Below are 22,035 nucleotides of genomic sequence, written 5' to 3' on the forward strand. Positions count from 1 at the left end.
TTAGGCGAGGTGGTATTAGTTAGAAGGAGTAAGTCACACCAAGGGTTGCCGTGGTGCCTAACCCTTTAATATTGTAGCCACCGTAGGTATACGACTGAGCGCGCGCAGGATAGTAGTCGCTGTTAAACAGGTTCTCGACACCCATAAACGCATTCCAGTTTTCAGCGAACTGGTATTGTCCACTTAGGTTAACAATATTGTAGCTCGATATAGGTCCTTGATCGCCCACATAGTCGCCGTCAGCATTTGGCGAGAAGCGTTTACGATCACCCACATACAGATAGCTAACTGTTAGCGATAAAGTGTCTGATGGTTTCCAATTTACGTTTGCTGTTGCTTTGGGTGGGCTAATTTGGCGAGAGCCAAGATACACGTCAGCTTCGGTATTTTTCCCTTCAACGTAACTATATGTGGCTACCACGTTGAGCGTTTCAGAGATTCGATAGTCTACTAAGCCTTCGTAACCCCAAATTTCCTGTGGTGCGCGTACAGGCTCATATACACCTGTCACCTCGTTGAAACTATTGGTCGTACCGAGTTCAGATGTACTTCTGTAAGCCGCAACTTCAAGGCGTACCTGGTCGAAAAGAGAAGTGAAACCCACTTCGTAGTTATCGATGATAGAAGCTTCCGTTTGAATAAGACCAATATCATCTACCGTTGCAGCGCGCAGTAGGCGGCCAATGTCAGCGATGTCTGAACCCTGCGAGTAATTGAAAAACGGGCTAAAGCTGTCGCTCCAGTTGTACTTTATCGCAATGTTATAAGTAGTGGCGTCGTAATCTATGGTGTCACCCGTAACCTGAAGAGGAACAGAACATTGGGTTTCTGAGCGACACAGCTTCAATGTTTCGTAGTCATCAACCGATAAGTCGATACTCTCCCTTCTCACACCAGCCTTTATGATAACGTCGTCGCTAATTACCCATTTCGTTTGTAAAAAGCCAGCTAAGCTGTCCATTTCCATTTCAGGTACCCACACTCGCCCATCAACCAGCGGCTGTGAGGTAGTGTCTTTTAGCGCGTCGATACCATAGATAAACGTGGCTTCTACGCCATCGAAATCAATGGCAGTATTAAACGTCGCGCGAGCGCCGAGCTTTTCAGAGCGAATAATAGACTGGCCGCCGTCGTAGCCTTCATCGGGGTTAGCTAAGTTAGGCGAAAAGAAGAATACGTTCTCAATATCCTGTGTGTACACATCAAGCGTCATTTCGCTGTTTGCAAAGATATTGCTGTCTGTGTATTTCAGAGTGATGTTCTCATTACCGTCAGGCCCCTGTGGTTTCCCGCGTTTTTGCAGAGCTTCAGGTACGTGAATAGCGTAGGTTTTAACACCTTCGTTGATGTCTCCGGGAACATCCGCCAAGTCAGTTTTTTGTTGAGAGCTGAAGTAATTGTAGCTGAACTGAAGGCGTTTTTCTTTGTCGAAGTCGTAACCTAATTTGGTAAAGTAATTCTGTGTTTCAGCATCTGACAAACCGTACTGCAAACCTAGAATATCGCCTTCAGCATCGCGCTGAACGCCGTTTTCCTCGTAGCTGGCGGTAACAAGGTAATCAAAATTCTCCACCTTGCCGTTAATCGCAGCTGAAATACGCGCACCGGCTGACTCTTCAAGCTTCACTGCGCTGAAACGTGAAGACAAACTTACTTGGCCCTCATGCGTGTCTTGCGCTGTTGCTTGTTTGGTAATGTAGTTGATAATACCGCCTGACGCTCCATTGCCATAAACAGACGTAGCGCCCTTAATTACCTCAATTCTAGCAAGCGCGCTAGGGTCAATCGTTTTCACACCTAACGAGCCATTTCTAAGCGGCGTGGACTGAGGCACGCCATCAATCATCACAAGCGGAGCTCGTCCACGCAACGACTGGCCAGTATTGCTCGAACTACCTGTATCTGGAGCTAAGCCCGGCACCATCTGCGCTAACAAGCTCTGTAACTCGGGATTTACCTTCAGGTGATCTTCAATCTGCTTTCTTGAAATAACGGTGATTGACGCTGGTACTTCATCAATACTTTCAATAACACGGCTTCCAGAAACGATAATACGTTCCATATCCTTTTGGGCATCATTAGCAAAAGAAGGCGCACTAACGGCTAAGGCAATGAGCGTGAGCGATGGTCTAAACATGAAAACTCTTTTAAGAAAATAAGGTTACGAAAGGCGCGTTATACTAAAGATGTAGAAGAGCAATGTAAAGATAATGAAAATTATTCTCATTATCTAAAATGGCGTTTATACCAAAAGTAAAACCCTGTTATCGTAAAAAACGCTGGGAGTAATGCGATAAATAACCAGATAAATTCAAGCAATGGGCCCGCGAAATCACCAATGTGAAACTTGTATTTGAAGTTCCAAACCTGCGTCGCTACGTTCGCTTTTGATGCATCGTAATAACCCGTTATTTCTCCATTTTGAGGGTTTGTCCAAACCCAGCTGTAGGCGTGAGACTCGCCGGGGTTTTGCATTCTGAAACCTATGTGTTCGCCTGAATTTTTTGGGAAGTAAATGCGAAATAGTGACGCATTGGGAAACACCGCTAAGGCGTTTTGATAAGATGTATCGATAGCCACTGAAGCACTGCTAGCATCGTGGGATAACGGTTCAGGTACTGGCCTTTTCTCAACTTTTGAAAAAGTAACGGTTTCCACCACCTGCTGCGTAGCGCTTTTCCAATTAAACGCCATGCCACTAAAAGCGATGAGTATTAGTGGTATAGCCAAATAAACGCCCAACACTGTATGAAGTTGATACATGAGAATTCGAAACTTGGCGCGGCGTTTAATCGCAAGGCGTTTTATTCTATTTTTTGGCTTTACCCAAAGGTAAAAACCCACAATTACTTCAAGAAGTAGAACTAAGGCACTAACAGACACCCAATTTCTAAGTGGCCTTTCGTTGTCACCATCTTGATACAACAGCCATCGATGGATAGCCATGGTGAACCCATAAAACGTGCTGTAATAATCGTATCTATGAAGTATTTCGGCAGAGTTGGGGTTTACGCTTACGTATTCGCCATTGTTGAGCTTCCCTTGCCAAGCGAGTTCAGGGTCTGACTCGGGCATTAAAAGCTCGACTTTCTGACCCGTCTCGTCTTCCAGCGCATTCACTATGTAAGAAAGGGGTAAGGGCGATTCGTGAGATTCTATGGTCCACTTCTCTGGTTGGACAAAGGTTTGGATATCTTTTGCATAAATTAGCAATGCACCGGTGATGCTAAGGCAAATAATAAATAACCCACATACCAGCGCTAATAGAAGGTGCAGTCGTCGTACCCAAAGTTTCAAAACAGCGCTCACAAATTGCGAAATAAACGCGAATAGTAACGATTCTCGAAAATTGGTCAATGAAAGTTAAACGCTAAAATCGTGCTTACAATCGCATAAGCTAAATGAATCTATCCTACTTTGCAGTAAGATTAACCTTAGTTTTACAATTCAAGAGTACGTATCTTCATGTTAAGTCATGTACTCTGATGTAGACAGAAAATAAATAACAAGCGGTTGGAAACACAATTATGATAACGACAAAGAAAAGTTTACTGGCCATCACGCTAGTAAGCGCCCTGGGCTTGGGCGTCGCACCTACTTTATACGCCCAAAACGACAGTGAAGAAAAAACAGAATCCGAGCTTGAAACGTGGGAAGTCAGCAACCCACCTTATGCGTTAAACGAAGTCACTATCAAAACAAACGAAACCACGTGGTCTAGCTTAGATGTTGCACCAAACGGCGAGTTTATGGTTTTTGACATGCTGGGCGACTTGTACAAAGTGAGCATGAGTGGTGGCGATGCGACCCCGCTGACCCAAGACTTCGCATGGAATATTCACCCTTCAATTTCTCCAGACGGTAAACAGATCGCATTTATCTCGGATAAAGATGGGTTAAGTAACGTATGGGTTATGGACATTGACGGCAGTAATCTTCGTCAGGTAACCAAAGAGAAAAGCAATCTTATCCACTCTCCTAAATGGAGCCCAGACGGCGAATACCTAGTGGTAACCAAAGGCATCATGTCTAGCCGTAGTATTCCTGCGGGCGAGATTTGGATGTACCACAAATCAGGTGGTGACGGCCTACAAATTAAAGCTCGTAACAGCGGAAAGCGCGACCAACAAAACATTGCTGACCCTGTATTCTCTCATGACGGCAAGTATATTTACTTTACCGAAAATACGGTTCCGGGCGCCCGCTTTGAATATAACCGCGACCCGTTAGAAGGCATTTTTGCTATCACTCGTTACGACCGCGAAACCGGCGAAGAGAGCCGCTATATTAGCGGTACGGGCGGCGCTGTGGTTCCTACGCCTTCACCTGACGGTAAATACATCGCTTTTGTGCGTCGTGTTAAAGATAGAACCGCGCTTTTCATTAAAGACATCAAGACAGGTGTAGAAACACCACTGACGTTAGAACTAGAGCGAGATATGCAGGAAGGCTTTGGTTCGGAAGGTTACTTTGCCTACTTCGACTGGATGCCAGACAGCAGCGAAATCGTATATTGGACAGGCGGTAAGTTCCACATTATCAACGTGAAAGATAAAACCACCAGCACCATGGACGTGACCGTTGAAGGCACGGTGAAATTTGCCGATGCGTTACGTTTTGACGTAGATGTCGCACCTGATGAATTTGACGTTCGCATGATCCGCTGGTCTCAAATGTCGCCCAACGGTAAATCCGTACTCTTCCAAGCGTTAGGTAAACTTTATGTGCGCGACGTTAAATCTGGCAAAATTAAGCGTTTAACGAAACAAAACGACCATGACGAATACTATCCGCGCTTCTCTAACGACGGAAAGTCGATTGTTTATACGACATGGAATGACCAAGACCTAGGCACCGTTCGCGTGGTTTCTGCTCGTGGCGGGAAAGGAAAGGTTATTACCCAGCAGCCAGGTCACTACATTGAGCCGTCGTTCTCTGCCGATGGCGAGAAAGTCGTCTTCCGCAAGTTTACGGGCGGCTACTTATTAGACCCCAAATACTCGGTTGAGCCAGGAATTTACGTAGCAGATCTTGAAGAAGACACCGTAGAAAAAGTCTCTGAGGGCGGCTACAACGCGCATTTCGCGGGTAACGACGACCGAGTGTATTTCACCGAATCAGCGGGCGGCGAAGCTTACTACGAAACCCAGCTTTCAAGCGTTAACCTTAAGGGTAACGACAAGCGAACTCACCTTTACGGTGCAGATAAGGTAAGTGAGTACAAACTTTCACACGATAAGAAATGGGTTGCGTTTGTTTACCAGTTCAAAACGTACGTGGCGCCGTTTGTCGAAAATGGCAAGCGCATCACTATAGGCCCGAACATGACCTCACTGCCGGTAACGCAGCTTTCAAGCCGTGCAGGTGAATACTTAACGTGGTCGCCTGACAACAAAACCCTTAGCTGGTTTAACGGTCCTACGCTATTTAGCCGTTCACTTGATGAAGCCTTTGCCTTTGTTGATGGCGCTGAGGAAACCTTGCCTGAGCCGGTAGCTGAAGGTATGAACTTGTCGTTTACCACTAAAGCTGACAAGCCTTCTGGCTACAAAGCCTTGGTTGGCGGTAAAGTGGTAACCATGCGCGATGCCGACAATACCCAAGAGGTGATTGAAGATGGCGTTGTGCTGATTAAAGACAACCGCATTGAAGCAGTGGGTAAACGTGGTGATGTGACCATTCCTGATGATGCAATGCAAATAGACACCACGGGGAAAACCATTATTCCAGGGCTTGTTGATGCGCACGCTCACGGCTCGCAGGGCCGCAATGAGATTATTCCTCAGCAAAACTGGAGTCAGTACTCGAATGTATCGTTCGGTGTTACGACCATTCATGATCCTTCAAACGACACGACAGAAATTTTTGCTGCGGCAGAATTACAGCGTAAAGGCGATATTGTTGCGCCGCGTATCTACTCCACTGGCACGATTTTATACGGTGCAGAAGGGCTAGGTTACAAAGCGATTATCAACAATTATGAAGATGCCTATTTCCACGTAGAGCGCTTGAAAGAAGCCGGTGCTATTTCAGTGAAAAGCTACAACCAGCCACGTCGTGACCAGCGTCAGCAAGTGCTGTGGGCAGCAAAAAATCAAGAGATGATGGTTGTGCCTGAAGGGGGCGGTAAGCTTCAGCAGAATCTGACTATGTTGGTAGATGGCCATACCGGTCTTGAGCACAGCATTCCTGTGGAAAAAGGCTACAGCGACGTCACTCAACTATGGAAAGCCACAGAGTTTGGCTACACCCCGACCTTTGTTGTGTCGTACGGCGGCATGATGGGTGAAGAGTACTGGTACGACAAAACTGAAGTGTGGAAGAACCCGCGTCTTCTTCGTTATACGCCGTCGACTATTCTAGATAGCCGTGCGATCCGCAGACCTACTGCGCCAGAAAATCAGTACAACCACCAAAACGTAGCAAGCTACGCCAAAGAGCTCCGAGATAATGGGGTCAGTGTACATATTGGCGCTCACGGACAGCGTGAAGGCTTAGCTGCTCACTGGGAGCTGTGGATCATGGAACAAGGCGGCTTCACGCCTTGGGAAGCGCTACGCGGCGGTACTATTGATGGCGCGAAACACCTAGGTATGGGCAAAGATCTTGGCAGTATCGAAAAAGGTAAACTTGCTGACCTAGTGGTGATTGATGGCGACGTATTAAGCGACATTAGAAAGAGTGAATTCGTAGAATACACTGTACTAAATGGACGCGTATATGAGTCGGCCACCATGAACGAAGTGGGCAGTAAGAAAAAACGTAAACCGTTTTTCTTTGAGCAAGACAATGCCACCTTTATGCCGCAACAAACGGCAGATGATGTAGAAGCGAAAGCGCACCACTATCATTGGGAGCATTAATTCTGCGTCCAAAGGCCTGTAGTAATAAATAACATAAACTAGTAGGCCTTAATTAACCCAACGCTAAAGCCGACGAAAGCTTCCTGTTTCGTCGGCTTTTTATTTTCTGAATATGAAAACTTACCTGTGCATGTTTAAAACTGAGTTTAGTCTTAAGTAAAAGAGTGGTATAACTGCTGTAAGGATGGAGGGTAATATATGAACCACCTCAAATCAGATTAAAAGGACTTATTCGCCATGCAGTATTATTTGCCACTAGCATTACTGCTTAATGCACTCATTTTTGCTTCAGCTGGCGCTCAAACGAGCGAAGCCCCTACCTATTATCAAGATTGCGCCGTTCTCGATTTTGGCGAACAAGATCTATCTACGATGACAGAAGCGGAGAAAATACAAGCGTTAGACGACTCCTTATTTGGCGCGCTAAACCAAAGCGAAGAATGCATGAACGCAGCGGCGCAATCGAGCGCACAAAGCGTAGCTAGCGCGGCGGGTCAAGGTGCCGGGCAAGGCGCTGGTGCGGGTAATACCTCGAGCACATCATCTTCGGGGGCAGGCGCTGGGCAGTCTAGCTCACAAAGCAGCACTGAGTCTCAAGAATCATCGACGAATACACAAACAACCACTTCAAGTTCAGATCCTTCAAAACAGTCTATTGGAGGGCAAGCGAAAGGTGGAAGTTCAGCGGTATGTGACGCCGTAATTGCCGGCTTGCAAGGAGCAACAACTGAGTCTGAAAAGGCGCATTTCCAAGCATTAAAAGAGCAATACGGTTGTAAATAAAAAATCAGAGGAAGGAAAGGATATGTCTTCATTTAAACCCAAGGCCCTGTTTACCGTGGTCGCAACAGCATCGTTTATACTCTTGAGCGGATGTGGCTCAACGCAGACTAATGTCACCAGTGTAGGACCATCTATGGTAGGCCCAGGGGGCGGTCAGGCGTTAGGCGCGCAAAAAAATACCTACAACTACAACTCCGAAATTTATATGGATGTTGCTATACCTGTATTTGACCCGGGCTTTCCAACAGAACGTGATGGCACTATCGATTACGATGAAATAGAAGAGGAAGGGATTTGGCCTCAAGTGCGTCGCTTAGAAGCTAACCGCTTTGCAATCGCAACCAAAGAAGCCCTAGGTGAAACCAAATCTTTCGGCAGCATTAACGTAACGCCAGATGCTTCTGCACTTGCCGATGTTTACGTGCTGGGCAAAATTAATTACTCAGATACTGAAACTGTAGAAATTGGCGTGAAAGTGATGGACGCTAAAAACACAGTATGGGGTGAAGAAGAATTTGAATACCGCGTAAGTGAAGGCTGGTATCGCGATGCCATGTCTCGCGGCGAAAACCCTAACGGCCCAGTTTTCGAGCAAATTGCAAAATTCGTTTATGATTTGCTTATAAAGAAATCCGATGCCTACAAGCAAGAAGTGCAAATGGTGTCAGACCTGCGCTACGCACAAATGTATAGCCCTGAGTCGTTTAGCCAATACCTTACTCAAGGCAGAAGAGGTGAGATTAAGCTAGTAAGTGCGCCTTCAGATAGCGATCCAATGCTTCGTCGCGTGCGCGCCATACAGGCGAAAGATGAACAATTTATAGATAGCCTTCAAGAAACCTATGATTCTTTTTGGGTAACCACTGAAGAGCCATACCGTAAGTACCAGAAAGAGACACTTCCTGAAGCCAAGAAAATCAGAGAACTTGAAGCAGAACGCACCACACAACAAGTCACGGCAGGGTTATTCGCAGTCGCCTCAGTGCTTTTAGGCTCTAACTCTAGCTCAACGGCTGGTCAAGTAGCCGCGGCAGGTGCTGGTATTGCCGCAATTGGCACACTGAGTGAAGCAATCAAAACTAACAAAGAGCTTCACGCCCAACGGGATCTATTCGATGAAATGGGGCAAAACCTTGATATTCAGGTAGCCGATCAAATTGTTGAAATAGACAATCAACGAATTGAGCTTCAAGGCACAGCAAGCGAACAATACTACCAGCTTCGCGCTCGCCTTAAAGATATCTATGACATGGAATCCACACCAATGACTGCGCTATAAGCCCAGTCGTTGGTGTTATCAAAACCATTAAATAAGATATCTATTCTATTGTTAAGTTAGAGAGTAAAGGGTTACGCATGCCAAGCGTTGAGCAACAAATAGAGCAAAGCAGAGCAAAGAAAAAGGCACTCATAAAAAAGTCACTGCTCGGTTTTTCACTGGTCATGTTGATAGGCGTTGCAGGCGTACTCCTTATCTCATATATGCCTACTGTCACATCGAACGTTACGGACGCCACGGATGACACAACAGCAGTACCCCAAACCGCAAAATCCACACCCGTTGTGGAAGTTAATGAAGAAGAACGAAAAGCCCTTCAAATGGCGCTTAGCGAGTCAAAACAAAGTGTAAACGACTTGGTTAGTCGCGTTTCACACTCCCAGATGTTCCTAGAAAAAGCGAGTGAAGTTGAGCGCAAGTTGAATACTGCGTTTAATGAGTATGGCGCATCCAACTACGGCGCAGTTATAAATGCACTGGATGATATAAAGAGCTCAGTTGACACAATAAATACTGACTACGAAAACGCCTACACTCAACCTTATGAAGACGCCCTCCTTGCCTTCAATAATGGGAATGTTTCAAGCGCGTTTAACCTAAATAAAACGTCGTTAACGATAAACCCTGATTTCGAAAAAGCTAACATTTTGCAGCAACGCATTGATGTATTTGATGAGGTGCAAGACGCCTACGAGCAGGCACGCATTGGTAAGGTCGAAAACAACATCAGCAAACAGCGCGAAGCGTACGCAAAAATAGTACAGTTAGATCCTGCCCGTAAGGACGCACAGCAAGCACTTGATGCTATTAACCGGCAATTGCAAGACAGCCGATTTGATACGCTGCTAGCTCAGGCAAATCGAGCTATCGAGCAAGGTGACTACCCTGCTGCCGCAGAATTCCTCAATGACGCCAAAAGTCTAAAAGCTTCAAGCAATGAGCTTGCCACCATTAGTAAAAAGCTCGCGTCTTTAGTTGCTTCACAAGAGCAGCAGAAAATTGAAAATCAAGTCGCCTTGTTTGTCAGCGCAGATGAATGGCAAACCGTAAAGCTGCTAGCAAATAAAGGCCTCGCTAGCTTTCCAGTCAGCCCTGCTTTACTTGAGGCAAAGCAAAATGCCGAAGCCATACTCGATGCAGAAAAAAGCTTGAGCGCTTACCAAAGGCGGCCAGAACGTTTATCGGATAACAACGTCAGAAATCTAGCCCTTAAAGACATTGCGCGAGCAGGTTCACATGCAGAAAAAAGCGCAAAACTGCGTGCCCAAATATCTTCGCTTGAGCAAGTGATCGACAATATCAATCAGCCCCGATCCGTAACAATAACGTCGGATAACGATACCTATATTAAGGTACTTGGAGTAGGCCTCGTGGGGGAAGTAAAAACAAAAACCATTCAGCTGAAACCTGGTACATATCGCATTGAAGGGAGCCGCGAGGGTTATCGCTCAACCATTCAAGAGATTGTAGTTTCACCGTCAGACACCAACCTATCAGTACATATTGTATGTACTGAAAAAGTATAAGGACCTATCCAGTGAGCAGTATTGATGACGCCATTGCCAAAGGAAAGAAGCGAAGAAAGGGCGTTGCTATAGCTTCATTAATAGGACTGGCCGCCGTTCTCGTTGTTTATTTTGGCTGGCTGTTTCTTACCAAAGGTTATGCCTTTGCAGTTTCTCCAGAACGTGCAGCACAAAATCCGCAATTTGCTGTTTTAAGTGGTAGTGCGATGTTCATTAGTGACAAGCTTTACGTGTTTGGTAGCCATGCTGAAGTCCAGGTTTCGGCCCCAAAATATCAAGATGCCACGGTTGTTATTAACGACAATTCGCCAAGCACTATTAATGTTACGCTCGTTCCTTTACCGGCAAAAGTCACCCTATCAACCTCCCCTTCATTGAGTGAAATAACCTGGCATTTAAACGCTGAGAAAGTAGCGGTATCGAGAACCTACGTAACGGAATTAAAAAAGGGCAGCTACAGAGCGAGCGCCAGTCATCCGCATTATGAAACGGGTGAGATCCAATTTGATGCAGATATCGCGCAGGAAATTGAACAAGTTATTTCACTTTCTCCAGTTAAGGGCGCAATTAGCATAAACTCAAGCCCTTCTGGTGCCAATGTCTCCCTTGACGGTAAAGATATGGGTGTCACGCCACTTTCTATTAATATGAATGGCGGTAAGTACGAAATTGTCGTGACGAAGTCAGGGCTAGAGCCATTGGAAGACACCATTGAAGTCACTAGCCAACGCCCTAACCCGACAAGAAACTATAACCTTCAACCCCTTCAAGCACAGATAACAGTTTCGACAGACCCTCAAGGCGGCGTACTTACAGTAAATAATAAACCGACTGATACAAGATCTCGTGTGGATGCGAATACGCCACATATCGTCAAGTATGAAAAAACCGGATTCATTTCACAAAGCCAGCGGATCACGCTAGCTCCCGGCGAGAACAAAGCGCTTACCTTCAACCTTCAAGAAGAGCGAGGACAAGTGAATATAAGCGCGTCGTTAAGTGCAAAAGTTTTCATCGACGGTTCACCTAAAGGTCAAACGCCGCTTAATTTAACGCTTCAAGCTTTACCGCACACAGTAACATTCGAACGTGAAGGATATCGCAGTGTTACCAAGACTATTACACCTAGTGCAAACAAGCCGGTGAAAGTACACGCTGATATGCTTACAGAGTTTGAAGCAAGACGGCGTGAAGGTAAGCCGCTTTTTGCAAATACACTGGGTATTCAACTTTCGCTTGTTACACCCAAAGCCTTCACTATGGGCTCTCCTGCAAACGAAAAGGATCGCCAGCGCAATGAAACGCAAAGAGACGTATCTTTTTCGCGTAAATTCTGGATGTCTAATCACGAGGTTACTCAGGCGCAGTTCGCCGCGTTCGCAGGGAAAGGGCCTAGCAGCAAGCTACCGATCACGAATGTTTCGTGGAGTGATGCGGTTGCGTTTACAAATTGGCTAAGCGAGAAGGAAGGTTTAACACCGTTTTATGTTGTTCAAAATGGCAGAGTAACCGGTATTGATAAAACCTCGAAAGGCTATCGTTTACCTACGGAAGCCGAGTGGGAATTCGTTGCAAAAATGAATCGCCGAGCATCACCAACAATCTTTGTTTGGGGTAATCAGTTTAGGCTTCGCGATAAGCAAGGCAACTTCGCTGATGCGTCGCTAAGTGGGAAACAGACCTTTATTTTAAAAGACTACGATGACGGATTTGCCGACAAAGCTCCTGTTGGTTCGTTCAAAGCTGAACGCGGTGGATTCTACGATTTAGATGGCAATGTGCGTGAGTGGGTCCACGATGTTTACCAGAATTCACCATCAAACCAGTCTGGTACTTTTGCCGACTACCTAGGCCCTGTTGGACAAGGTAAACACGTAGTAAAAGGCGCGTCGTTTCAAACGGGTCGGCTTAAAAATATTCGCGCAAGCGTGCGCAGCGGTGAGACTGAACCTGCTGACGATATAGGCTTTCGCATAGCGAGATACGAGAATTAATATGAAAAAGAAACTGATCATTGCTGCAGTATTGTTGGCCATTGCGGGCACCGCAAGTGCGTACTTTGTATCGTTAGATTCGCCGCAAGACTTTCCAACTAACATTTAACTATCAAGGAATGATGATGAATAAAGAGAATACGTTGTCAATGAACCCCAGCTTTCTTGTAAGTGGCGGGGTCTTTCTATTTATATTTGCCTTGGTACATTTTCTATTTGCCGGTTTTATTCGCCCCGCAGCCGAAAAAGTCATGGCAACAGCTGGCACAGCGTCCCTATCCTCTTTCTGGGTTATTCTTAAAGATATCGAGCAACAGGTTTGTATCTCGCTGATGCTGTTTTGCATTTTCCTAATGGTTTACAAACTTTGGAAGCTGCTGGATGAAGAAGAGATTTACTCACGAGACTTACTGCCTGAGCACAACAAAGATACGCCACTAAATGTAGATAAAGCGTTAGATGAGCTTTCGTCTTCATCTTATAGCGACACCCCCGCATACAGCACGTGGATAAACTGCATTAGACGCTTTAAAAACACACAGAACGTGCAGCATGCTGCCGATGCAATCCACGCTTCGGTAGAAAATATTGCTGCCCAGCTTGAAAGTGGTAATAACGTGATTCGCTACATTATTTGGGCTATTCCTTCGATTGGTTTCGTTGGCACTGTTCGCGGTATTGGCGCAGCCCTTGCGCAAGCAGACGCAGCCCTAGATGGTGATATCGCGGGAATGACGGCTTCGCTAGGCGTTGCGTTCAACTCTACGCTCGTCGCGCTTTTTATATCGCTTATTCTAATGTTGTTAATGCACCTGTTAAATGGTCGCCAAGACACTATGGTAATTCGCACACAAGAGTCTTGTGAACACCACCTTCTGTCACACCTTCACAACTAATTAGGCGAGACAGTAATGCCTAAAGTGCGTAAAGCCGAAGACGGATTTAACCTGGCGTTTTTAGACGTTATGGCCTGTGGCCTTGGCGCGGTTATTCTTATTTTCATTCTGGTCGACTTTAAAGCGTTTACACCTACACCAACTGAAGAGAAAGAAAAATTAGAGCAGGAACTCGCCGCCGCAGAGCAAGAACAACAAAAACTCAAAAAGTCGATTGACGAGTTAAACGATAAAATTGCCCTTGAGTCAGCGAAGCAAGACGATGCTCAGCAAGCGCAAGCAGATACAACGCAAGACCAGTCAAAACTACTGCAAGATATGTCTACTGAAATGGCAGTAGTGGCTGATCTTGAAAACCAGCTAGCCGCATTGTCTAAAGAAGTAGAAAAGTCAGCCAACATTCAAATGCAAGGTACCGGCGAACAGAACTACATCACTGGCATGAAAATAGAAGGCCCGGAAATAGGTCTGCTAATTGACAAAAGTGCGTCAATGATGGGCGACAACTTGGTGGATATTTTAGGCAAGTTAGCGTTAAGTGATAGCCAGAAGGTCTCTACGCCAAAGTGGATACGCACGAAACGGGTAGCTCAATGGATGCTCGCGCGTGTCCCTTTAGAATCAAGAGTCACCGTAGTGACTTTTTCAGACACCGCTACCACACTAGGCCTTCGTGATGTAAATAGTGCCAAAGTCAGCGGCTCGATGAATGCCATAGTTAAAGACCTCGGTGCTGTCGTCCCCAATGGAGGAACAAACCTTCAAGAAGGCTTAAGCATTTTATTTAAGGCTAACCCAAACATCACCGATGTGTATATTGTCACCGATGGCCTTCCTACCTTGGGTGACGGACTACCCATGAGCTGCAAAAGCTTCATTAGTAGTAAAAAGTCAATTTCATCAGATTGCCGTAAGACCTTATTTGTTGAAACCGTTAAGCGCGCTAAGAAAGGCGTGCATTACAGTGTGATTTTGCTGCCCATTGAGGGCGATCCTTTTGCTTCACCTATGTACTGGGAATGGACCCGCGCAACAAGCGGCACTTTCCTATCACCTGCTCCGGAGTGGCCTTAATGCGAAAAATTCAACGAGCCCCCGTTGAGGTATTTAACATTGCCTTTCTCGACATAATTTCCTGTGCTTTCGGCGCCGTAGTCATGCTGGTGCTTCTGGCGAAAAACGGCACTGAAGACACCGAGCGCGGCCCTAGTAACGTAAGTGTTCTTATTGACCAGGTATTACAGGCTCAAGTTGATGTGGAAACGCTCAAAGGCGCACTGTCAGATAAGCTACAAGAACTGAAAGCAGCACAAAGCAAAACCGCTTCCGTCACGGAACAGAAAGACAATTTAGACTCATCGATACCACGCGCACAACAAACCATTAATCAACTGAAGGACAAAGCTTCGTCGCTGCGTAACGAAATACGCCAAGCAACCGCTATGTTAAATACGCCGAATCCGACAGATACGCCTGACGACGATGTTGGTGGAATTCCCACCGATGCTGAGTACGTTATTTTCGCTATCGATAACTCGGGTTCCATGTCCTCTGGCAGTGGTTGGAATCGCGTGATCACCGTCGTAAACGACATTTTAAAAAACCATCCTAAAATGAAAGGTTTTCAGATTATGTCTGCTGACGGAAGCTTTATGTTTTCCAGTAGAGCTGGGCAATGGCTAGATGACAGACAAACAATGAGAGACACCGCGATGAGCCAAATGAAGAGCTTTAAAGGAGGGGCGAGTCAGCCTGAAGCGGGGATCCTTAAAGCCATCAAGCTGTATAAAAACACCAAAGGGCGCGTGAGTCTTTATGTGTTTGGTGATGATTATCAAAGGCCGAATTTAGATCAGATTGTAAGTCAGATTACCCAAGCTAACCAAGGTGCCAATGGACAGCCTGTTATTCGTATACACGGCGTAGGCTTTAGCCGAAGTAATGGAAACGCACAGCGCTTTAGTGCATTTATGCAGGCGGTGGCGAAGCGAAACCGAGGCGCTTTCATCGGCCAATATTTTTAGTCTCTATTGGCCGATGAATCGCCTCGTTGGCCAAGGTTTTATCTGTTTCGGCCATACTGTTCGTGTGACGACACCCAGTCTGACGAACTAATGGCTGATGCTAGTGATATCTCTCCAGCCAACACCACAGACGCCACAATTTCTGCAAATTTATACACGCGATCTCGCCCGTAGCAATCCAGCAACTCTAAGCACTCGCGCTGTGTACCTATTCCTGTACCACCGCCATACGTCGCTACGATGAGCGATGGAATGGTAATAGACACGTACAGGTCACCGTCGTCTGTTAATTCTGAATACATCATTGCCGCCGACGATTCAGATACGTTTGCAACATCCTGCCCTGTGGCGATAAACATAGCAGTAATACCGTTTGGTGAATGCAGACCCGTGTTATTCACACCAGACAAGAAAGATCCTACGCCAGCTACACGGCCGTGATAATCTATCTGTTTGGGGTCTACGCGCATTACTTCTAATAAATGTTCGCGTTTAATAGTGGCTTCAGCTGTCACCCGTTTACCACGGGTACGCATAATGTTTATTTGAGAGGCCTTTTTGTCTGTAGCAAAGTTAGACTCAAGGTAGAAATTCTCTATCCCCTCATAATGATCAAGTATCCACCCACATGCTGCGAAGGTAGCACGGCCAACCATGTTTTGACCCGCTGCGTCACCGGTCTTAAAGTTAAAACGCAAAAACGCAAATTTATTCGATAGGAAATGGTCGATATACGTCAGCTTAGCAATACTTGAGGTCGCTTCTGCTTCTTCCTTAATCTTTTCAAAGTTTGCTTTAATCCATTTAACGAAATCTCTAGCACCCCGTGCATTTTCAAAAATAAATACAGGGGCTCGCTGCATAGCATCGTCGACGACCGTTGCCGTTACGCCACCGCTCATGTTAAGCAGCTTCATGCCTCGGTTATACGATGCCACCAGTGTACCTTCGGTTGTCGCTAACGGCACGACAAACTCCCCTTGTGCATGCTCTCCGTTTATCTTCAACGGCCCTGCAATACCAATAGGAACCTGCGCCACGCCAATAAAATGCTCAATATTCCCCTTTAGCGCTTGTGGGTCGATTGAATACTTACCTACGTGATCAATTTTCTTTCCGGTGGCGCTTTCGAAATATTCTTGGCGTGTTTTTATAATACTTTCGCCGTAGTCATCCATGTCGTCACGAGGAATAAAAGCGCTGCGTTGTCCTGGCGCAGTAATATTGTCTTCCACTTCAAATTTAAGCTTGCCAAAAGGCGAAGCAGAAAAGCAAATACCCAGTTTTCGCTTTTCTGGGCACGGCGCTTCATCAATATCTAAATGCACGGTAATGGTTTGACGCAAGCCAAAGGGCTCTCCGTCTGATTTATTTAATGCTTCTACGGAAATACTGGAGTCGGGAGTTAACTGGAGTGAAATTTTATGCTCTGGAATTTTTTCGCCATCAAGAGATATCCACTTTACTTCTTTAATGGTTGCGTCTTTCAATCTGTTTTTCAGAGAAAAAGATAAGCCTTTATCTGTCTTCGTAAGACTTGCGCGTGTATAGAGTTGCTTTAAAAGTATGCTGGGCACAAACATGAGGCTTCCTTCTGTGTGTTTTTACCGTGTTATTTTCATATTCCTTTGTTTTTTATAGCACATTCTTTATACAGCTCTATGACTTCTTTGTATTTTACTGGCAATTATTTGTGTCTGAATCACTTCTAAATTTGAGCCAGCCGCTTTCAAAAATGCGCCAACACCAGTGAAACCGTGTGCTACTGAAATATAGACCTTAGCAGTAATTCATCAAGTTCCCAACCCACCTAAAGTGAACACCGTCACCGCAGTAATGTTGACCACAAGGTATCTGGTAGTAACAAAACGGAGGCGTCAAGGACTGTGATGCCAAGGAGAAAAAGCCTAAACGGAAGTGGCGGCCAGATACCTTTAACGTGACCCAAACAAAGTTAGATAAGCACTGCAACGCAAATGCATAAACAAAAAAGGAATGGAGATGAGAACAGGACTGTTTAGAAAGGAAGTCATTGATGAGCAATCAAATGCTGTTGATGGACGTTTTTTAATGACCCCAAAACCTGTTTATTCTGCAATAGCTGGCCTGCTTGTGGTCTGGATTTTGGCAGTGATTATTTATCTAAATACGGGAAGCTACGCACGAAAGGCATCAGTGAGTGGATGGCTGGAACCCAGTCATGGCGTTTTTAAGCTCTATGCCGATGCAAGGCGCGGCAAAGTACTTGATGTATTGGTCAGTGAAGGTCAATTAGTGAGTAAGGGCGCGCCGCTAATTAAGATCAACTACAGTAGCGATGATGCATCAGGTAATAAAGTTAGCACGCAGTTGCTCGCTGAGCTTGAAGCAAAGCAGCATCGAACACGTCAAAGTATTCAACGTCTTGATGTGTTGCATAGAGCGCAGCGACAAGGCTTAGAAGAACAACTAAGCCAAGCCAAACGGGCATTAACGGCTTTAGACGCCATCGTTGAATTGTCGCAAACCCAGTGGGCACTAGCACTAAAGCAGTGGGAGAAAGCGCAAACCTTACTTAATCAAGGGCACATTAGCCAAGCAGACTATGAAAACCATACGCTACAAAGATTGACCGCCGAACAACAGCTTACGTTGGCCCAAAAAGACCAAAATGACGAAAAGGCGAATATCGCTGCTCTCCACCATGAACTTGCCACTTTGCCTCAACAGCAGGCCAATGAAATGGCAAACGTGGAGAACACCTTGAGCGATCTCACGCAGCAAATAGTAAGTCACAAGAGTAACGCAGAAGAAACGATTTATGCGCCTCACAATGGCGTGATATCCGGCCTTCAAGTAAAGGCGGGATATACCATCGATAGCTCTCGCCCGCTTCTTACCTTACTGCCTAAAAATGCCGACATTCAAGCGCGTATTGCAGTTCCCGTGCGGTCTGCTGGATTTTTACGCAAAGGCCAAGCCCTGCATATTCGATACGACGCATTTCCTTATCAAAAATTTGGTGTGCAGTCAGGGGAGATAGTGAACATTTCACCTTCGTTGGTGCTACCTGGTGAGCTTACCGACATCCCTATTTCTATTAGTGAACCCGCTTATCTTGTTACTGCAACGCTAAATACAAAAGAAATATTGGCTTATGGAAACAATATTTCACTGAAAGCTGGGATGACATTTTCTGCAGACGTAGATTTAAGTCAACGTACGTTGATGGAGTGGTTAATGGAACCACTGTATAGCATTACTGGGAAGCTGTAATCATGATGAACATTACACACCCACTTTCAACGCAAATCCTTTATACAAAAAAGCGTGTGCCCGTTGTACTGCAAAGCGAAGCAGCTGAGTGTGGACTTGCTTGTATGACTATGATTGCGCAGTACTATTCTGATAAACGTGATCTAAATGCTCTACGTCAGTCTGTGTCTGTGTCGCTACGAGGCACTACGTTAAAAGACGTAATGCGCATTGCCAGTGATTTGGGTTTCCAAACCCGCGCCATCAAGATAGAAATGGAGCACTTGGCGCAATTATCTTGCCCTGCAATTCTACATTGGAACATGAATCACTTTGTTGTGTTAACTAAAGTGAAGGGAAAAACTCTTACCATTCACGACCCCGCGCTTGGAGAAAGAAAACTCACTTATTCTGAGGCGTCGAAGTACATTACTGGTATTGCACTTGAAGTCACGCCTAGCGACACATTTAGTCCCAAGAAGTCCGCGCCACGTTTGGGTCTTAGTCAATTCTTCACTCGAACAACAGGGTTTAAGCGCAATCTTCTAACCCTTTTTGCGTTATCGATTGTGTTGCAGTTATTTGCACTTGCTTCACCCTATTACATGCAAACAGTCGTAGATGATGTATTGATTTATAACAACGATGCATTACTGAAAGCGCTGGCAATAGGGTTTGCCCTGCTACTAATAATAGAAACTTTTACTAGCGGGATAAGAAAGTTCGTTATTCTGTCGGTGTCGTCTCGCCTTCAACTTCAAATGTCGGCGTCGGTATTTAAGCACTTATTATCGCTTCCCTTGGACTACTTCGACAAGCGACATATTGGCGATGTGGTATCCCGCTTTGGCTCACTGGCGAGTATTCGTGAGTTCCTAACCACTGGCCTGGTTACTGCGCTGTTAGACGGGCTTATGGCAGTGATCACGCTAGCAGTAATGATTTTATATTCGCCCAAACTCACGCTGGTTGTAGTGGCAATCATGCTTGCCTACCTCGCCGTTCGTCTTGGACTGCTGCCGTTTATTAAACGTCTTACCACTGAACGCATTGCGCTTGCAGCATTAGAACAAAGTCACTTTATGGAAAGCGTACGCGCTATCCTACCTATTCGCGTATACAGCCAAGAAGTACAGCGCCACGGACAGTGGCAAAACAAGCTTGTCGCCACGCTAAACAAAGACATTATTCTTGGAAAGATCAACATAGGCAGCGCACTGACCAATCAGCTATTGTTTGGCGCTGAAAATTTGGTCGTTGTGTATATTGGTGCCAGCCTAGTTATGGAAGGAACCCTTTCGATAGGGATGCTGCTGGCATTTATGGCGTACAAAGCTCGCTTTGTCAGCGCATTAGATGGCGTAGTTAACAAGCTGATTGAGCTTAGTATGTTAGGTGTTCACTTCAACCGCTTAAGCGACATTTTACTCACACCATCACAGCAGAAGCCTCTGTCGTTAAAAACTAAGGACGATACATTTGAAAAACAAAACGATCATTTTAGCAGTGCAGACGTCCCCAACTCATCCACGTCCAACTCACTTGCACCTAACGTTTTAACGCCTGATGGCGCAAGTACGCCCTCGCTTCTTGATGCCAAAACTCGCCCTATAGCGCTTAAAGCGGCGGCGCTCAGTTATCGCTACAGTGAGACCAATGCGTGGGTGTTTAAAAATCTAATGTTCTCGGTACATAGCGGAGAGATCGTCGCAATCACAGGCGATAGCGGCTGTGGAAAAAGCACAATGCTTAAGTGCCTGATGGGACTGTACCCTGTTTCAGAAGGCAATATTGAACACCCAAGCTCTACAAACCCAGTCATCGCGTCAGTGCTTCAGGAGGATACCTGTTTAAGCGGCACCATCGCGCAAAATATCTGTTGTTTTGAAGAAGCTCCCGACCTCAAGAAAATGGTTTACGTCGCTCAGCTTGCCTGTATCCATGAAGACATCATGCAAATGCCTATGCAATACCACTCCTTGGTCGGTGATATGGGTAGCAGCTTAAGTGGTGGTCAAAAACAGCGCCTGCTTCTAGCAAGAGCGCTTTATCAAGAGCCAGACATTTTATTTTTAGACGAAGCAAGCAGTCACCTAGATATGGAAAACGAGGCTCAAATAAATCATCACCTTAAGTCTCTAAATATGACGCGAATTATTGTGGCACATCGCCCTCAATCAATTGCCATGGCAGACAAGGTTTATCGTCTGGAAAACGGCAACTTACATCTATGCCCTCCCACTGAAGTAACAGGAAGCGCAACATCAGGTAAACAAGGAGAAACACTATGAAAACACATGAAATCAGAGAACCCGCAGTATTGATGACAGCAGCTGAACGCATGCAAATAGATGCGAACGGCATTACCGCTCGGAACAGCGTTATCCCCATTGACTGTTTATCAAAACGCGAACTACAAGTTGCACACAAAATAATGGAAGGACGCTCAAATAAGGTTATTGCCTCAGAACTATTCATCAGTGAAAGGACCGTCAAATTTCACTGCGCCAACATTTACAAAAAGCTCAACATTAGCAACCGTTCTGTGCTTATTGCCTGCTGTTTTAGAACCCTTTACCAAGAAGTGGCTTCGCTGTAAGCGTGTCCACTTCATTACTCACCACGCCACTACAAGGAGCGTACATTATGAAAAACCATCCATTAACTCAGAACCAACCAGCAAATTCTAAGCTTGCTACCGTTGCTGAATCTCAGCTATTTGAGGTATCCGGCGGACTACGAGCTCGCCTAAGTGAAAGTGTGCCGGTAGTCGGTCCAAGACCTAAAGAGCCCGTTTACATAACCATGGCTATTGGTGAAGGCGGCGGCAAACTACCTGATATTTTGTCGTAACTTACCGCTTATCAAAGTCAACACATGGATACGGTTTAGGCAGTATCCCATGTGTTGCTTTAAGGGCTACTAGATTCTTTGAACACTTACAACGCTAGCAAGGAACGCAAATGCACGTCGCACTACTAGGCAGTGAGCAAGACCCACAAATTCAACATATAGCCAAAGCACTTCACCAAAATAACACGCCCTTTTATTTCGCCAATACGCAACATTTTGGTTCTACTTGGAAGATCAGCTATGACCCTGACTTCGATGACGGGCTAATTCATTTCAATTCGCCTTCACTTTGCGACCAACCTAGAGTTACGTTCTCGAATACCCAGGCCGCTTATTGGCATGAGTACCTACCTGGCATACCGCTAAAAGCCCCTCGTGATAATGCTAAAAACGATGCCAGTGCAGATGCTCAAACACAAGGTGATAGACCTCATGATGGTGAATCTACTTTGCTAGAAAACGCAGGGTGGGTTGAGCAGGAGCGAGCAAGTGCGCTACTTTGCTGGTTCAGCTATAGCGACATTAAATGGGTGAACTCTATCGACGCTGTTCGAAGCCACCAGTGTAAACCTTATCAATCGCG

15 protein-coding genes and 1 pseudogene are annotated in these 22,035 nt (G+C 45.7%); 13 read left to right on the forward strand and 3 right to left on the reverse strand.

What is annotated here, in order from left to right; genetic code table 11:
* Positions 1-19 precede the first annotated feature (19 nt).
* Both QVA83_RS02535 and QVA83_RS02540 read right to left on the reverse strand, forming a co-directional pair.
* Positions 20-2,137, reverse strand: a complete 2,118-nt coding sequence (locus tag QVA83_RS02535) for a TonB-dependent receptor (protein ID WP_287498108.1) — start codon at positions 2,135-2,137, stop codon at positions 20-22.
* 89 nt (positions 2,138-2,226) lie between these two features.
* Positions 2,227-3,357 (reverse strand): PepSY-associated TM helix domain-containing protein, encoded by a 1,131-nt coding sequence (locus tag QVA83_RS02540; protein ID WP_287498109.1) that lies wholly within the window; start codon positions 3,355-3,357, stop codon positions 2,227-2,229.
* A gap of 170 nt (positions 3,358-3,527) precedes the next feature.
* Between QVA83_RS02540 and QVA83_RS02545 the strand changes: the two genes are divergently transcribed.
* The 8 genes from QVA83_RS02545 to QVA83_RS02580 all read left to right on the forward strand — a co-directional run bounded on the left by QVA83_RS02545 (position 3,528) and on the right by QVA83_RS02580 (position 15,365).
* Positions 3,528-6,863, forward strand: coding sequence for an amidohydrolase family protein (locus QVA83_RS02545; RefSeq protein WP_287498110.1), 3,336 nt, complete (start codon positions 3,528-3,530; stop codon positions 6,861-6,863).
* 237 nt (positions 6,864-7,100) lie between these two features.
* Positions 7,101-7,646 (forward strand): hypothetical protein, encoded by a 546-nt coding sequence (locus QVA83_RS02550; RefSeq protein WP_014950953.1) that lies wholly within the window; start codon positions 7,101-7,103, stop codon positions 7,644-7,646.
* Between the two features lie 22 nt (positions 7,647-7,668).
* The gene (locus QVA83_RS02555) at positions 7,669-8,925 is read left to right on the forward strand and encodes a hypothetical protein (RefSeq protein ID WP_156078913.1); all 1,257 of its coding nucleotides are present in this window, start codon (positions 7,669-7,671) and stop codon (positions 8,923-8,925) included.
* Positions 8,926-9,002: 77 nt separating this feature from the next.
* Complete coding sequence (locus QVA83_RS02560; protein ID WP_287498111.1) at positions 9,003-10,451, forward strand: tetratricopeptide repeat protein; 1,449 nt, start codon at positions 9,003-9,005, stop codon at positions 10,449-10,451.
* An 11-nt stretch (positions 10,452-10,462) separates the two neighbouring features.
* Positions 10,463-12,445, forward strand: a complete 1,983-nt coding sequence (locus tag QVA83_RS02565) for an SUMF1/EgtB/PvdO family nonheme iron enzyme (RefSeq protein ID WP_014950956.1) — start codon at positions 10,463-10,465, stop codon at positions 12,443-12,445.
* Positions 12,446-12,570: 125 nt separating this feature from the next.
* Positions 12,571-13,341, forward strand: a complete 771-nt coding sequence (locus QVA83_RS02570; RefSeq protein WP_014950957.1) for a MotA/TolQ/ExbB proton channel family protein — start codon at positions 12,571-12,573, stop codon at positions 13,339-13,341.
* A gap of 15 nt (positions 13,342-13,356) precedes the next feature.
* Positions 13,357-14,415, forward strand: coding sequence for a VWA domain-containing protein (locus tag QVA83_RS02575; RefSeq protein WP_069945065.1), 1,059 nt, complete (start codon positions 13,357-13,359; stop codon positions 14,413-14,415).
* Positions 14,415-15,365, forward strand: a complete 951-nt coding sequence (locus tag QVA83_RS02580; RefSeq protein WP_014950959.1) for a VWA domain-containing protein — start codon at positions 14,415-14,417, stop codon at positions 15,363-15,365. Before QVA83_RS02575 ends, QVA83_RS02580 begins: the two co-directional genes overlap by 1 nt.
* A gap of 38 nt (positions 15,366-15,403) precedes the next feature.
* On the opposite strand, the gene QVA83_RS02585 is transcribed toward QVA83_RS02580, so the two are convergent.
* Positions 15,404-16,948 carry a hydroxymethylglutaryl-CoA reductase gene (locus tag QVA83_RS02585; protein WP_039226763.1) on the reverse strand — a complete coding sequence of 515 codons (1,545 nt, stop codon included), beginning with the start codon at positions 16,946-16,948 and terminating at the stop codon, positions 15,404-15,406.
* A gap of 418 nt (positions 16,949-17,366) precedes the next feature.
* On the opposite strand from QVA83_RS02585, the gene QVA83_RS02590 reads away from it, so the two are divergent.
* From QVA83_RS02590 to QVA83_RS02610, 5 genes and pseudogenes are all read left to right on the forward strand, one after another.
* On the forward strand, positions 17,367-18,620 hold the full coding sequence (locus QVA83_RS02590) for an HlyD family secretion protein (protein ID WP_014977568.1): 1,254 nt from the start codon (positions 17,367-17,369) through the stop codon (positions 18,618-18,620).
* A gap of 2 nt (positions 18,621-18,622) precedes the next feature.
* On the forward strand, positions 18,623-20,890 hold the full coding sequence (locus tag QVA83_RS02595) for a peptidase domain-containing ABC transporter (protein WP_156078914.1): 2,268 nt from the start codon (positions 18,623-18,625) through the stop codon (positions 20,888-20,890).
* Positions 20,887-21,198, forward strand: coding sequence for a helix-turn-helix domain-containing protein (locus tag QVA83_RS02600; RefSeq protein ID WP_014950963.1), 312 nt, complete (start codon positions 20,887-20,889; stop codon positions 21,196-21,198). The genes QVA83_RS02595 and QVA83_RS02600 overlap by 4 nt, the downstream gene beginning before the upstream one ends.
* A gap of 47 nt (positions 21,199-21,245) precedes the next feature.
* Entirely contained in the window at positions 21,246-21,452 is a 207-nt protein-coding gene (locus tag QVA83_RS02605) for a hypothetical protein (protein ID WP_156078915.1), read from the forward strand.
* 110 nt (positions 21,453-21,562) lie between these two features.
* Positions 21,563-22,035, forward strand: a pseudogene (locus QVA83_RS02610) (ATP-grasp domain-containing protein); the annotation flags it as partial.

It is taken from the genome of Alteromonas sp. AO-Serp (assembly GCF_017849675.1).
GTDB classification, from domain to species: Bacteria; Pseudomonadota; Gammaproteobacteria; order Enterobacterales; family Alteromonadaceae; genus Alteromonas; species Alteromonas macleodii.

Excerpts from the sequence above, each read along its gene's own strand:
- QVA83_RS02575 (WP_069945065.1), top strand. The coding sequence starts at position 13,357 with ATGCCTAAAGTGCGTAAAGCCGAAGACGGATTTAACCTGGCGTTTTTA.
- QVA83_RS02605 (WP_156078915.1), top strand. The coding sequence starts at position 21,246 with ATGAAAAACCATCCATTAACTCAGAACCAACCAGCAAATTCTAAGCTT.
- QVA83_RS02545 (WP_287498110.1), top strand. The coding sequence starts at position 3,528 with ATGATAACGACAAAGAAAAGTTTACTGGCCATCACGCTAGTAAGCGCC.
- QVA83_RS02585 (WP_039226763.1), bottom strand. The coding sequence starts at position 16,948 with ATGTTTGTGCCCAGCATACTTTTAAAGCAACTCTATACACGCGCAAGT.
- QVA83_RS02590 (WP_014977568.1), top strand. The coding sequence starts at position 17,367 with ATGAGAACAGGACTGTTTAGAAAGGAAGTCATTGATGAGCAATCAAAT.
- QVA83_RS02560 (WP_287498111.1), top strand. The coding sequence starts at position 9,003 with ATGCCAAGCGTTGAGCAACAAATAGAGCAAAGCAGAGCAAAGAAAAAG.
- QVA83_RS02555 (WP_156078913.1), top strand. The coding sequence starts at position 7,669 with ATGTCTTCATTTAAACCCAAGGCCCTGTTTACCGTGGTCGCAACAGCA.
- QVA83_RS02570 (WP_014950957.1), top strand. The coding sequence starts at position 12,571 with ATGAATAAAGAGAATACGTTGTCAATGAACCCCAGCTTTCTTGTAAGT.
- QVA83_RS02580 (WP_014950959.1), top strand. The coding sequence starts at position 14,415 with ATGCGAAAAATTCAACGAGCCCCCGTTGAGGTATTTAACATTGCCTTT.
- QVA83_RS02535 (WP_287498108.1), bottom strand. The coding sequence starts at position 2,137 with ATGTTTAGACCATCGCTCACGCTCATTGCCTTAGCCGTTAGTGCGCCT.
- QVA83_RS02595 (WP_156078914.1), top strand. The coding sequence starts at position 18,623 with ATGATGAACATTACACACCCACTTTCAACGCAAATCCTTTATACAAAA.
- QVA83_RS02600 (WP_014950963.1), top strand. The coding sequence starts at position 20,887 with ATGAAAACACATGAAATCAGAGAACCCGCAGTATTGATGACAGCAGCT.
- QVA83_RS02550 (WP_014950953.1), top strand. The coding sequence starts at position 7,101 with ATGCAGTATTATTTGCCACTAGCATTACTGCTTAATGCACTCATTTTT.